Source organism: Pseudomonas sp. LF020 (assembly GCF_053456425.1).
Genome location: NZ_JBRFIX010000006.1, coordinates 65323 through 78550, shown reverse-complemented (window position 1 = coordinate 78550; position 13228 = coordinate 65323). Strand labels below are relative to the sequence as shown.

Below are 13228 nucleotides of genomic sequence, written 5' to 3'. Positions count from 1 at the left end.
CGAAAAACCGTTCCTGCAAAACTTCCTGTCATTTAATTGATCCGCTGGCCGCCGTCGCGGCGACGACGGCCAGTGGTTGTTGCTTCAAACCGGCTTATTTACCGGATTTGATCTTGGTCCAGCTGCGGGTCATTTCACGCTGGGTAGCGGCCGGCAGATCGGCGATCGCATACAGCTTGGCCTGCACGTCGGCTGGCGGGTAGATGCCCGGGTCGCTGGTGATGTCCTTGTTCACCAGCGGCGTTGCAGCGGCGTTACCGTTCGGGAAACGTACAGCGTTGGTGATGCCGGCCATGACTTCAGGCTTCTGCAGGAAGGTCATGAACTTGTAGGCGCCTTCGACGTTTTCGGCATCTTTAGGGATGGCGACCATGTCGAAGAAGCTGCCAGCGCCTTCCTTCGGAATGGCATAGCTGACTTTGACCTTGTCACCGGCCTCGGCGGCACGGGACTTGGCCTGCTGCACGTCACCCGAGTAGCCGACCGCTACGCAGATGTTGCCGTTAGCCAGGTCCGAGATGTACTTGGATGAGTGGAAGTAGGTGATCGAAGGACGAATCTTGAGGAACAGGTCCTCGGCTTTCTTGATGTCTTCTTTCTTCTGGGTGTCGGTAGGCAGGCCCAGGTAGTGCAGCGCGACCGGAAGCATTTCGGTCGGCGAGTCGAGGAAGCTCACGCCGCAGCTCTTGAGCTTGGCGATGTTTTCCGGCTTGAGCAGCACGTCCCACGAGTCGATGGTGTCGACGCCCAGCGCAGCCTTGACCTTCTCCGGGTTGTAACCGATGCCGATCGAACCCCACATGTACGGGAAGGCGTGCTTGTTGCCCGGGTCGCTGACCGACACGGCCTTGAGCAGGTCCTGGTTCAGGTTCTTCCAGTTAGGCAGCTTGGACTGGTCCAGTTCCTGATAAACACCAGCCTTGATCTGCTTGGCCAGGAAGTTGTTCGACGGCACGACCACGTCATAACCGGACTTGCCCGCCAGCAGCTTGGCTTCCAGGGTTTCGTTGCTGTCGAATACGTCGTAGACGACCTTGATCCCGGATTCTTTCTCGAAGTTGGCGATGGTGTCCGGCGCGATGTAGTCGGACCAGTTGTAGACGTGCAGTACCTTGTCATCCGCCTGAACCGCACCCGCCATCATGCCCGCAACGGACAAAGCGAGAAGAGTCTTGCCAGCAAGCTTTTTACCTAATGCCTTCATGCGTCATGCTCCAAATTTTTCTTTTTTGAACCACTTTGTTCAGCGGCCGAACCCGGACAACTGGAACTGCGGCTAGTCTGGCAAGATCGGAGGCGGTCTTTCAAGAAAAGGCCAACCTTTCTGACACCTTCGAGCGAGAGCGCCGCAGCTCCCCCGCTCGAAGCCTAGCACTTAGGCCTGCAACGCACTGAGGGTCAGATCCAGGCATTTACGTGCCTTGGTCACCAGCTCATCGATCTCCGCCTTGCTGATCACCAGCGGCGGCGCAATGATCATGGTGTCGCCCACGGCGCGCATGATCAGGCCGTTATCAAAGCAGAACTGCCGGCAGATCATGCCCACGCCCCGACCTTCGTAACGCTTGCGAGTGGCCTTGTCCTGCACCAGCTCGATCGCCCCCAGCAGACCAACGCCGCGCACTTCGCCCACCAACGGGTGGTTGTTGAGTTCGCGCAGACGTTTCTGCAAATACGGTGCCGTTTCGTTGTGCGCGTTCTCGATAATTTTCTCGTCGCGCAGGATGCGGATGTTTTCCAGACCCACCGCCGCCGCCACCGGGTGCCCGGAGTAGGTAAAGCCGTGGTTGAAATCGCCGCCCTCGTTGAGCACCTTCACCACTTCGTCACGGACGATCAGGCCACCCATCGGGATGTAGCCTGAGGTCAGGCCTTTGGCGATGGTCATCATGTCCGGCTTCAGGTCGTAGAAATCCGAACCGAACCACTCGCCGGTACGGCCGAAACCGCAGATCACCTCGTCAGCGACGAACAGGATGTCGTACCTGGCGAGAATTTCCTTGATGCGCGGCCAGTAGGTGTCCGGCGGAATGATCACGCCGCCAGCGCCCTGAATCGGCTCGGCAATGAACGCACCGACGTTGTCCACGCCGACTTCCAGAATCTTCTCTTCCAGCTGATTGGCCGCCCAGATGCCGAACTCTTCCGGGGTCATGTCGCCGCCTTCGGCGAACCAGTACGGCTGGGCGATGTGGACGATGCCAGGAATCGGCAAGTCGCCCTGCTCGTGCATATAGGTCATGCCACCCAGGCTCGCGCCGGCCACGGTGGAACCGTGATAGCCGTTCTTGCGGCTGATGATGACTTTCTTGTTCGGCTGGCCCTTGATCGCCCAGTAATGGCGAACCATGCGCAGCATGGTGTCGTTGCCTTCGGAGCCGGAGCCGGTGAAGAACACGTGGTTCATGCCTTCAGGCGCCACGTCGGCGATGGCCTTGGCCAGTTCCAGCGCCGGTGGGTGCGCGGTCTGGAAGAACAGGTTGTAGTAAGGCAGTTCGCGCATCTGCTTCGCGGCGGCGTCAGCCAGCTCATCGCGGCCATAACCGATCGCCACGCACCACAGACCCGCCATGCCATCGAGGATCTTGTTGCCCTCGCTGTCCCACAGGTACACGCCCTTGGCGTTGGTGATGATCCGTGGACCCTTCTCTTTCAGCTGCTTGAAGTCGCTGAACGGGGCCAGGTGGTGATCGCTGCTCAGGGCTTGCCACTCACGGGTTTGCGGGTTGTTGCTGGTCATGCCAATTCTCCTTGTTATCGGTGAAGGCGCGGCTGCTGCCAGCCGCGCCCGGCGTATCAGACGGCGAAGAGCAGGTACTCACGCTCCCAGGAACTGATCACGCGCTTGAAGTTTTCATGCTCGGCCCGCTTGACCGCGACGTAGCCGGTGATGAAGGTCTTGCCCAGGTATTTCTCGATGGTCGCGCTGTTTTCCATACGCTCCAGCGCATCCTCGATAGTCAGCGGCAGGCGCAGGTTGCGGCGTTCATAGCCACGACCGACCACTGGCGCGCTCGGATTGAGGCCTTCGACCATGCCGATGTAACCGCAGAGCAGGCTCGCGGCAATCGCCAGGTACGGGTTGGCGTCGGCGCCCGGCAGACGGTTTTCCACGCGGCGGTTCTGCGGGCCGGCATCCGGTACGCGCAGGCCCACGGTGCGGTTCTCTTCGCCCCACTCTACGTTCACCGGCGCCGAAGTGTCCGGCAGGAAGCGGCGGAACGAGTTGACGTTGGGGGCGAACAGCGGGAGCAATTCCGGGATCAGTTTCTGCAGGCCACCGATGTGGTGCAGAAACAGCTGGCTCATGGTCCCGTCTTCATTGGAGAACACGTTCTTGCCGGTCTCGATGTCGATGATGCTCTGGTGCAGGTGCATCGCACTGCCCGGCTCGCCGGTCATCGGCTTGGCCATGAAGGTTGCGGCCACGTCATGCTTGAGCGCGGCTTCGCGCATGGTGCGCTTGAACACCAGAATCTGATCGGCCAGCGACAGTGCATCGCCGTGACGGAAGTTGATTTCCATCTGCGCCGTGCCGTCTTCGTGGATCAGCGTGTCGAGGTCCAGCTCCTGCAGTTCGCACCAGTCGTAGACGTCTTCGAACAGCGGGTCGAATTCGTTCGCCGCTTCGATAGAGAACGACTGACGACCGATTTCCGGACGGCCCGAACGACCAATCGGCGGCTGCAACGGATAGTCGGGGTCGTCACTGCGCTTGGTCAGGTAGAACTCCATCTCCGGCGCCACGATCGGCTGCCAGCCCTTGTCGGCGTAGAGTTTCAGGACTTTCTTGAGCACGTTGCGCGGCGACAGCTCGATCGGGTTGCCTTGCTTGTCGTAGGTGTCGTGGATCACCTGGGCGGTCGGCTCGATGGCCCATGGCACCAGGTACACGGCGTTCTGGTCGGGGCGGCAGATCATGTCGATGTCGGCCGGGTCGAGCAGTTCGTAATAGATGTCGTCTTCGACATAGTCGCCGGTCACGGTCTGCAACAGCACGCTTTCCGGCAGGCGCATGCCCTTCTCGGCGATGAACTTGTTGGTCGGCGAGATCTTGCCCCGGGTGATACCCGTCAAGTCGCCGATCATGCATTCGACTTCTGTGATCTTGTGGTCTTTCAACCAATCGGTGAGCTGGTCGAGGTTGTTACTCATAAATGCCTCTGGGCTGAGTCTCCTGACATCGTGTCAGGCAAAGTTTGACGCCGTGGCGTCGCGTTAAAGGGGGCTTGCTTGCGCGCAGTGCCGGCTTACGCCTGGCACCGCGCATAGACAATGAAAGAGGAGCTTACCTGCCCTTTACGCTGGCGTTGCATTTCCTGTGCACATTCAATACGTGCAGAATCACGAGCACGGCTGGAGAAGCGGCACAGGTTTTGAGACTCAAAGGGATCTATATTGGAAGGGGACGCCATAAACAGAATGCTTTGTCGTACGTCCAGAATAACGGACGCTGCCGTTGCGGCTGCTGCCGCCTGGAACATCGTCGACAGGACGCGAGCCTTGCTGGCTGCGCTACGGACGGATTTGTCGCCACTGATGTGTTGAGCATGCAGACCGGACTGTTGCGAGCAGTCGGTGATGCCGATTAACGGCAGGCGAGACATGAAGCACCCCGGTATTATTGCTGTTATGGGTTTGATCGGAGCTTAGCCTTGTTCATTTTTTTACACAACACCCCCGTAAAAAATACAACACGGCCTGCTCAAGCCCGCGGGTGCCAAGCGTCCCAAGGACAAAAAACTGCCCCAAAGTGCCCCATAAATGCCCTCGCAGCGCTTTTTTAGGGCAAAAAAGGCCTCGCTTGACTTCGGCATGCCGTTCGGGTTGACTGAAACCAGAAAAGATCAATGATTGATATTTTTAACAACAAAGGTGTTGCATCATGTCGGTACCCCCGCGTGCCGTTCAGCTTAACGAAGCGAACGCGTTCCTTAAGGAACATCCTGAGGTTCTGTACGTTGACCTTCTGATTGCGGATATGAATGGTGTGGTGCGTGGCAAGCGCATCGAACGCACCAGCCTCCACAAGGTTTACGAGAAAGGCATCAACCTGCCGGCCTCTCTATTTGCTCTGGATATCAATGGTTCTACGGTGGAAAGCACCGGCCTGGGTCTGGACATCGGCGACGCCGACCGGATCTGCTATCCAATCCCCGACACCCTGTGCAACGAGCCATGGCAGAAGCGCCCTACCGCGCAACTGCTGATGACCATGCACGAACTCGAAGGCGACCCGTTCTTCGCCGATCCGCGCGAAGTGCTCCGTCAAGTTGTTGCAAAGTTTGACGAGCTGGGCCTGACCATCTGTGCAGCCTTCGAGCTGGAGTTCTACCTGATCGACCAGGAAAACGTGAACGGCCGTCCACAGCCGCCACGCTCACCGATCTCCGGCAAACGCCCGCACTCGACTCAGGTCTACCTGATCGACGACCTCGACGAATACGTCGACTGCCTCCAGGACATTCTGGAAGGCGCCAAAGAGCAAGGCATCCCGGCCGACGCCATCGTCAAGGAAAGTGCCCCGGCGCAGTTCGAAGTGAACCTGCACCACGTCGCCGACCCGATCAAGGCGTGCGACTACGCGGTACTGCTCAAGCGTCTGATCAAGAACATCGCCTACGACCATGAAATGGACACCACCTTCATGGCCAAGCCTTACCCGGGCCAGGCGGGTAACGGTCTGCATGTCCATATCTCGGTGCTCGACAAAGATGGCAAGAACATCTTTGCAAGCGAGGATCCCGAGCAGAACGCCGCGCTGCGTCACGCGATCGGCGGTGTGCTCGAGACCCTGCCGGCGCAGATGGCTTTCCTCTGCCCGAACGTCAACTCGTACCGCCGTTTCGGCGCGCAGTTCTATGTACCGAACTCGCCGTGCTGGGGCCTGGACAACCGCACCGTGGCGATTCGCGTACCGACCGGCTCTGCCGATGCCGTGCGTATCGAACACCGCGTGGCCGGTGCCGACGCCAACCCGTACCTGCTGATGGCTTCGGTCCTGGCCGGCGTGCATCACGGTCTGGTGAACAAGATCGAACCGGGCGCTCCGGTCGAAGGCAACAGCTACGAGCAGAACGAACAAAGCCTGCCGAACAACTTGCGCGATGCCCTGCGTGAGCTGGACGACAGCGAGGTGATGGCCAAATACATCGATCCGAAATACATCGATATCTTCGTCGCCTGCAAGGAAAGCGAGCTGGAGGAGTTTGAACACTCCATCTCCGACCTTGAGTACAACTGGTATCTGCATACCGTTTAAGCGGGTTGCAGGAATAAAAAGCGCTGCCGGCCATTTCAGCCCGCAGCGCTTTTTTATGGCAGAACACAACCCCCTGTGTTTGGTGTGAATGGCCGCCTGCGGCGGATCGCTGGCAAGCCAGCTCCCACAGGTTCTTCGTCGAACATAAATTCCGAGTACACAAACATTCCTTGTGGGAGCTGGCTTGCCAGCGATGGCGTCCGGGCAGACAACATCGAACCCGGCTCGTACAATGCCCGCTGCCCCGCAGGAGACTTCCATGACGCGTCCCGCCCCCGTCCGCAAACCCCGTGCCCGCAGCCAGGCGCGAATCGATTCGATACTCGACGCCGCGCGCACGCTGCTGGCCGCCGAGGGTGTGGCCAGTCTGTCGATCTACAGCGTCGCCGAACGCGCGCAGATTCCGCCGTCCTCCGTGTACCACTTCTTCGCCAGCGTCCCGGCGCTGCTCGAAGCGCTGACGGCAGATGTGCACGCAGCGTTTCGCGCCTGCCTGCAGGCACCGATCGCCCACGAAGCGCTGCAAGACTGGCGCGACCTCTCGCGACTGATCGAGCAACGCATGCTGGAGATCTATGACGAAGACGCTGCCGCCCGCCAGTTGATCCTCGCCCAGCACGGCCTGACCGAAGTGACCCAGGCCGACCGGCAGCACGACATCGAACTGGGCGACCTGATGCACAAGCTGTTCGACCATCACTTCGAATTGCCGCGCCTGCCAAGCGATGTCGACGTGTTCGCGCTGGCGATGGAACTGGGCGACCGCGTGTATGCACGCTCGGTGCAGCAGCACGGGCAGATCACGCCGCGCATGGCCGAGGAAGGGATGCGGGTGTTTGATGCCTATCTCGGGTTGTATCTGCCGCCTTATCTACCCAAGAGACATCTGGTGAGCTGAATGGCCTCATCGCTGGCAAGCCAGCTCCCACAAGGAGCTTCTGTGTATGCAGATTTGGTGACCGACAGATAACCTGTGGGAGCTGGCTTGCCAGCGATGGCCGCGACACCATCCTCAGCTGATGCAGATAACAAAAAACCCCGAAGGGCTCACGCCTTTCGGGGTTTGTTTTTATCCACAGGCTTACAACTTGGCGATCGACACCTCGGTGGATTTCACGAAGGCGATCACTTCGCTGCCCACCGCCAGTTCCAGCTCCTTGACCGAGCGGGTGGTGATCACCGAAGTGACGATGCCGGACGCGGTTTGCACGTCGATTTCCGACAGCACGTCGCCGAGAACGATCTCCTTGATCGAGCCTTTGAACTGGTTGCGCACGTTGATGGCTTTGATAGTCATGGCTTTGATTCCTGTCGTTGGATGTAACTTGAGTTATTGAGCCCAGCGCAATTGCGTAGGCAGTGGTGAAACAGGTTCCGGCTCCGGCGGCTCGCCGGGCAGGGACAGAACACGGTTGAGCACTTCGGTTTCCAGCGCCGCCAGTCGATGCGATCCGCGCACTCGCGGACGCGGCAACTCCACTTGCAGGTCGAGGCCGACTTCGCCGTCCTCGATCAGAATCACCCGGTCGGCAATCGCCACCGCTTCGCTGACGTCATGGGTCACCAGCAGCACGGTGAACCCGTGCTTCTGCCAGAGGCGTTCGATCAGTTGCTGCATCTCGATCCGGGTCAGCGCATCCAGCGCACCCAGCGGCTCGTCGAGCAGCAGCAGGCGCGGCTGGTGAATCAGCGCCCGGGCCAGCGCCACACGCTGCTTCTGCCCACCGGACAAGGCGGCCGGCCACTCGTTGGCGCGATCCGCCAGGCCCACCGCTTCCAGCGCTTCCAGTGCTTGCGGGCGCCAGTTGCCTTTAAGGCCGAGGCCGACGTTGTCGATGATCTTTTTCCACGGCAGCAGCCGGGCTTCCTGGAACATCAGCCGGGTGTCTTCCCGCGCATCACTCAGCGGTGCGGCACCGGCCAGCAGGTCGCCGCCAGTCGGTTGATCGAGGCCGGCGAGCAGGCGCAAGAAGGTGCTCTTGCCGCACCCGCTGCGCCCGACCACGGCGACGAATTGCCCCGCCGGAATGTGCAGGTCGATGTCGCGCAGCACCTGCCGCGCACCGAAGGTTTTCTGCAGATTGCGCACCACCAGCGGAATCCCGCGCAGCAGGCGTGGAGGTTGTTGAGCAGTCATGCCGCACCTCCCTTGGCAACCTGATAGGCCGGATGCCAGCGCAGCCACACACGCTCAAGTCCACGGGCCGCGAGATCAGCGAGTTTGCCGAGTACCGCGTAAAGCAGGATCGCCAGCACCACGACATCGGTCTGCAAAAACTCGCGGGCATTCATCGCCAGATAGCCGATGCCGGAGCTGGCGGAGATGGTTTCGGCAACGATCAGCGTCAGCCACATGAAGCCCAGCGCAAAGCGCACACCGACCAGGATCGAAGGCAGCGCGCCCGGCAGAATCACCTGCCAGAACAGGCTGAAACCGCTCAAACCATAACTGCGCGCCATCTCCACCAGCGCCGGATCGACGTTGCGGATGCCGTGATAGGTGTTGAGGTAGATCGGGAACAACGTGCCCAACGCCACCAGGAAAATCTTCGCCGACTCGTCGATGCCGAACCACAGGATGACCAGCGGGATCAGCGCCAGGTGCGGCACGTTGCGGATCATCTGCACCGAGCTGTCGAGCAGGCGTTCACCCCACTTCGACAGGCCGGTGATGAAGCCCAGCACCAGGCCGATGCTGCCGCCGATGGTGAAGCCCAGCGCCGCGCGCCAGCCGCTGATCGCCAGGTGCGTCCAGATCTCGCCGCTGCGCACCAGACTGACACCGGCCTCGATCACCGCCACCGGCGCCGGCAGGATCCGCGTCGACAACCAGCCGGCCGACACCGACAACTGCCACACCGCCAGCAAGAGCACCGGCAACGCCCAGGGCGCAAGGCTGTGGATAAATTTGTTCATGGCGCGCCTCAGCTCTGCGACGCGGCTTTGGGAAGAATGTCGTTGGCCACCATCTCACCGAACGGGCTGACATAACCGGCGCTTTTCGGCAGTTCCGGACGCTCGATGTCGAGGTGCGGGAACAGCAGTTCAGCGACGCGGTACGACTCTTCGAGGTGTGGATAACCGGAGAAGATGAAGGTGTCGATACCCAGATCCGCGTACTCCTTCACGCGAGCGGCCACGGTCGGGCCATCGCCGACCAGCGCCGTACCCGCACCACCGCGCACCAGACCGACGCCGGCCCACAGGTTAGGGCTGACTTCGAGGTTGTCGCGACTTCCGCCATGCAGCGCGGCCATGCGTTGTTGGCCGACCGAGTCGAAGCGCGCCAGCGAGGCCTGCGCACGTTTGATGGTGTCGTCGTCCAGATGCGAGATCAGCCGGTCTGCCGCTTGCCAGGCTTCGGCGTTGGTTTCGCGCACGATCACGTGCAGACGAATGCCGAAGCGCACAGTGCGTCCGAGCTTGGCGGCTTTGGCACGAACCTGTTCGATCTTCTCCGCCACCGCGGCTGGCGGTTCGCCCCAGGTCAGTACCATTTCGACCTGTTCGGCAGCCAGATCCTGCGCCGCTTCCGACGAGCCGCCGAAGTACAGCGGCGGACGTGGTTGCTGGATCGGCGGATAGAGCAGTTTGGCGCCCTTCACGCTGATGTGTTCGCCGTCGTAATCGACGGTTTCGCCTTCGAGCACCCGACGCCAGATGCGGGTGAATTCCACCGAGGCTTGATAACGCTCTTCGTGGTTGAGGAACAGACCATCACCGGCCAGCTCTTCCGGGTCACCGCCGGTCACCAGGTTGAACAGCGCACGACCGCCGGACAGACGATCCAGCGTCGCTGCCTGCCGCGCCGCCACCGTCGGGGAAATGATCCCGGGGCGCAGGGCAACAAGAAACTTCAGACGCTGGGTCACCGGGATCAACGACGCGGCCACCAGCCACGAGTCTTCGCAGGAGCGGCCGGTGGGAATCAGCACACCGCCGAAACCCAGGCGATCCGCCGCTTGCGCAACCTGTTGCAGATAACCGTGATCGACGGCGCGGGCGCCTTCGGCGGTGCCAAGGTAATGGCCGTCGCCGTGGGTAGGCAGGAACCAGAAGATGTTGAGGCTCATGGAGTGGTCTCCTTGGGGATTCGATTTACTGGGCTTGGCTAACCGAGCTTTGGGCCACAGCGGCCGGTGGGGTCCAGATCACATCCTTGATGCTCAACGGCTTGGGGATCAGCTTGAGCTGGTAGAAGGTGTCGGCGATTTTCTGTTGCGCGGCGACCACTTCCGGGGTCAGGAACAGCGCACCGTAGCCCTGGCGTTTCACCGAGGTCAGAGTGATGTCCGCCGGCAGGCCGAGCAGTGGCGCGACCTGTTGGGTCACGTCTTCAGGGTTGGCTTTGGACCACTCGCCCACAGCGCGCACTTCTTCGACGAGGGTCTTGATCACCTCGGGATTTTTCTGCGCGTAAGGTTTGGTCGCGAGGTAGAACTGATGGTTGTCGACGATGCCTTTGCCGTCACGCAGGGTGTGCGCTTGCAGCTGTTTCTCGGCAGCGGCCTGGTACGGGTCCCAGATCACCCAGGCGTCGACGCTGCCACGTTCGAACGCGGCGCGAGCATCGGCCGGCGGCAGGAATACGGTCTGGATATCGGCGTATTTGAGGCCGGCGTCTTCCAGTGCGCGTACCAGCAGGTAGTGCACGTTGGAGCCTTTGTTCAGGGCGACTTTCTTGCCCTTGAGATCGGCGACCGATTTGATCGGCGAGTCTTTCGGCACGAGGATCGCTTCGCTGTTCGGCGCTGGCGGTTCGTAAGCGACGTAGAGCAGATCAGCGCCCGCCGCTTGGGCAAACACTGGCGGAGTCTCACCGGTCACGCCGAAGTCGATCGAGCCGACGTTCAGGCCCTCGAGCAGTTGCGGGCCGCCGGGGAATTCAGTCCATTGCACGTCCACGCCTTGCGCGGCCAGACGCTTTTCCAGAGTGCCTTTGGCTTTGAGCAGCACCAGCGTGCCGTACTTCTGATAACCGATCCGTAGAGTCTCGGCCTGAGCTTGAGTGATGGCGCCGAAGGACACAGCCGCAGCAAACAGAGCGACCAGACCACGACGCAAAAATACAGTGCGCATAGCGCTCTCCTTTTTGCTGTTGGGTTGTGGCTGCACCTGCTTGGCCGTTGACGGCTGAGTAAGGTGAGTACTTCAAATTCCGGTGAGGCTCAAATGCTCCAGCGAGCACTCAACAAACGTTCATTCAACAGCCCCGGCTCCAGCGGTTTCGGCCGGCGGGCCATGGCGCTGACAAACTGATCCAGCGCTTCATGCAGACGCTGCTCCAGCGCTGGCGCCAGTTGCGCCGCGGCACTGCCTTCGCCGTAAGCGATCTGGCTGTCCTCGGCGAAAATGCCTTGCAGCATCTCCTGGGCTTTCAATGCCGACAGCACCGGTTTGAGCGCGTAATCGACCACCAGCATGTGGGCGATGCTGCCACCCGTGGCCATCGGCAAAACGATCTTGTGGTTCAAGGCGCGTTCGGGCAGCAGATCGAGCACTGTCTTCAGCGCCCCGGAAAACGACGCCTTGTACACCGGCGTGGCGATCAGCAGACCGTCGGCGTTTTCAATCTGCGCCAGCAGGTCAAGCACTTTCGGGCTGTCGAAGCGGGCGTGGAGCAGGTCTTCGGCCGGGAAGTCCCGCACCTGATAACTCACCACTTCCACCCCTTGCTCCTGCAACCAGCGTTGCGAGCGCTCGAGCAACACTCCTGAGCGGGAGCGCTGGCTGGGACTGCCACCGAGTGAGACGACCAGCATTCAGACAATTCCTTGCGCGTTACAGGCGATTCGCGGGTTGCGATCTCGCGTCGATGGAGTGACCTTACCAGCTGATTTATATATCCATAAATCATATTTATTCATTTGGTTATGCTTTTAAGAGATATGAGGTTTGCTTTGTTCCGGGCAAAAAAACAGGCCGTGAAAACGGCCTGAAATCCCCTGCTTAGTGGTTCTGCGTTGAACGGACTGGCGCTATCGCGAGCAGGCTCACTCCTACAGGGGAACGCATTTCAAATGTAGGAGTGAGCCTGCTCGCGATGACGGTGGTGGCTACGCCGCCAATCTCACTGATTCACTTGTTCGGCTGCGGCGTCAGGCGCAGGTATGGCTTCACCGCGCGATAGCCTTTGGGGAAGCGCCGCTTGATTTCTTCTTCGTCCTTGAGCGACGGCACGATCACCACCTCTTCGCCATCCTGCCAGTTGGCCGGAGTGGCCACCTTGTAGTTGTCGGTGAGTTGCAGCGAATCGATCACCCGCAGGATCTCGTGAAAGTTGCGCCCGGTGCTCGCCGGGTAGGTGATGGTCAGGCGGATCTTCTTGTTCGGATCGATCACGAACAGCGAGCGCACGGTCAGGGTGTCGTTGGCGTTCGGATGGATCAGGTCATAGAGGTCGGAAACCTTGCGATCGGCATCGGCCAGGATCGGGAAGTTGACGATGGTGTTCTGGGTTTCATTGATGTCCTCGATCCACTTGTGGTGCGAGTCCACCGGGTCGACCGACAGCGCGATGGCTTTGACGCCACGCTTGGCGAACTCATCCTTGAGCTTGGCGGTGAAGCCCAGCTCGGTGGTGCACACCGGGGTGAAGTCGGCCGGGTGGGAGAACAGCACGCCCCAGCTATCGCCCAGCCACTCGTGGAAACGAATCTTGCCGGCGCTGGAATCCTGTTCGAAGTCGGGGGCGATGTCGCCGAGTCTGAGGCTCATGGTGCTGCTCCTGATGAGTTGTTGGAGAACTCAACTGTAGCTCGGGATTTGCCATCATGAAAAAGAATAAATAACTAGATATCTAGTACTTAAAGGAATATTAAACATCGTTCACTGGACGCTCGCCGGCATCGCGACGAACATCGCCCTCAAGGTTCGAGAAGGCCTTGAGTAGCTGCAAAAGAGGGGAATTCCGGGACAGGCTTACGGGGGTGAGTCTGACCCGGAAATGCAAAAGCCCCGTCCGGC

13 protein-coding genes are annotated in these 13228 nt (G+C 60.4%); 2 read left to right on the top strand and 11 right to left on the bottom strand.

The genetic code is table 11. The features are described 5' to 3' along the window. Nucleotides 1-94: 94 nt before the first annotated feature. The 4 genes from ACU680_RS15640 to ACU680_RS15625 form a co-directional block, all read right to left on the bottom strand. Nucleotides 95-1204 carry a polyamine ABC transporter substrate-binding protein gene (locus tag ACU680_RS15640; protein ID WP_007967997.1) on the bottom strand — a complete coding sequence of 370 codons (1110 nt, stop codon included), beginning with the start codon at nucleotides 1202-1204 and terminating at the stop codon, nucleotides 95-97. A gap of 171 nt (nucleotides 1205-1375) precedes the next feature. Next, nucleotides 1376-2740: an aspartate aminotransferase family protein gene (locus tag ACU680_RS15635; protein ID WP_448179904.1), complete on the bottom strand. Its 1365-nt coding sequence runs from the start codon at nucleotides 2738-2740 to the stop codon at nucleotides 1376-1378. 56 nt (nucleotides 2741-2796) lie between these two features. Next, a complete protein-coding gene (locus ACU680_RS15630) occupies nucleotides 2797-4155 on the bottom strand; it encodes a glutamine synthetase family protein (RefSeq protein WP_007967993.1) in 1359 nt (452 codons plus the stop codon). A 95-nt stretch (nucleotides 4156-4250) separates the two neighbouring features. After that, on the bottom strand, nucleotides 4251-4607 hold the full coding sequence (locus ACU680_RS15625; RefSeq protein ID WP_400760755.1) for a glutamine amidotransferase: 357 nt from the start codon (nucleotides 4605-4607) through the stop codon (nucleotides 4251-4253). 278 nt (nucleotides 4608-4885) lie between these two features. Between ACU680_RS15625 and ACU680_RS15620 the strand changes: the two genes are divergently transcribed. Both ACU680_RS15620 and ACU680_RS15615 read left to right on the top strand, forming a co-directional pair. Further along, nucleotides 4886-6262 (top strand): glutamine synthetase family protein, encoded by a 1377-nt coding sequence (locus tag ACU680_RS15620; RefSeq protein WP_003229254.1) that lies wholly within the window; start codon nucleotides 4886-4888, stop codon nucleotides 6260-6262. A 259-nt stretch (nucleotides 6263-6521) separates the two neighbouring features. Further along, nucleotides 6522-7160 carry a TetR/AcrR family transcriptional regulator gene (locus ACU680_RS15615; protein WP_367086123.1) on the top strand — a complete coding sequence of 213 codons (639 nt, stop codon included), beginning with the start codon at nucleotides 6522-6524 and terminating at the stop codon, nucleotides 7158-7160. A gap of 183 nt (nucleotides 7161-7343) precedes the next feature. Here the strand turns inward: ACU680_RS15615 and ACU680_RS15610 are convergent, their stop codons facing one another. From ACU680_RS15610 to ACU680_RS15580, 7 genes are all read right to left on the bottom strand, one after another. Further along, nucleotides 7344-7559: a TOBE domain-containing protein gene (locus tag ACU680_RS15610; RefSeq protein ID WP_007967989.1), complete on the bottom strand. Its 216-nt coding sequence runs from the start codon at nucleotides 7557-7559 to the stop codon at nucleotides 7344-7346. 33 nt (nucleotides 7560-7592) lie between these two features. Next, nucleotides 7593-8399, bottom strand: coding sequence for an aliphatic sulfonates ABC transporter ATP-binding protein (ssuB, locus tag ACU680_RS15605; protein ID WP_095137604.1), 807 nt, complete (start codon nucleotides 8397-8399; stop codon nucleotides 7593-7595). Then, entirely contained in the window at nucleotides 8396-9178 is a 783-nt protein-coding gene (gene ssuC, locus ACU680_RS15600; protein ID WP_027610511.1) for an aliphatic sulfonate ABC transporter permease SsuC, read from the bottom strand. Before ssuC ends, ssuB begins: the two co-directional genes overlap by 4 nt. A gap of 8 nt (nucleotides 9179-9186) precedes the next feature. Then, nucleotides 9187-10335, bottom strand: coding sequence for an FMNH2-dependent alkanesulfonate monooxygenase (gene ssuD, locus ACU680_RS15595; protein WP_003229262.1), 1149 nt, complete (start codon nucleotides 10333-10335; stop codon nucleotides 9187-9189). Nucleotides 10336-10360: 25 nt separating this feature from the next. Beyond that, the gene (locus ACU680_RS15590) at nucleotides 10361-11341 is read right to left on the bottom strand and encodes a sulfonate ABC transporter substrate-binding protein (RefSeq protein WP_448179903.1); all 981 of its coding nucleotides are present in this window, start codon (nucleotides 11339-11341) and stop codon (nucleotides 10361-10363) included. 89 nt (nucleotides 11342-11430) lie between these two features. After that, the gene (ssuE, locus tag ACU680_RS15585) at nucleotides 11431-12024 is read right to left on the bottom strand and encodes an NADPH-dependent FMN reductase (protein WP_108590094.1); all 594 of its coding nucleotides are present in this window, start codon (nucleotides 12022-12024) and stop codon (nucleotides 11431-11433) included. Between the two features lie 316 nt (nucleotides 12025-12340). Further along, a complete protein-coding gene (locus ACU680_RS15580) occupies nucleotides 12341-12979 on the bottom strand; it encodes a peroxiredoxin (protein ID WP_007967980.1) in 639 nt (212 codons plus the stop codon). Nucleotides 12980-13228: the final 249 nt, after the last annotated feature.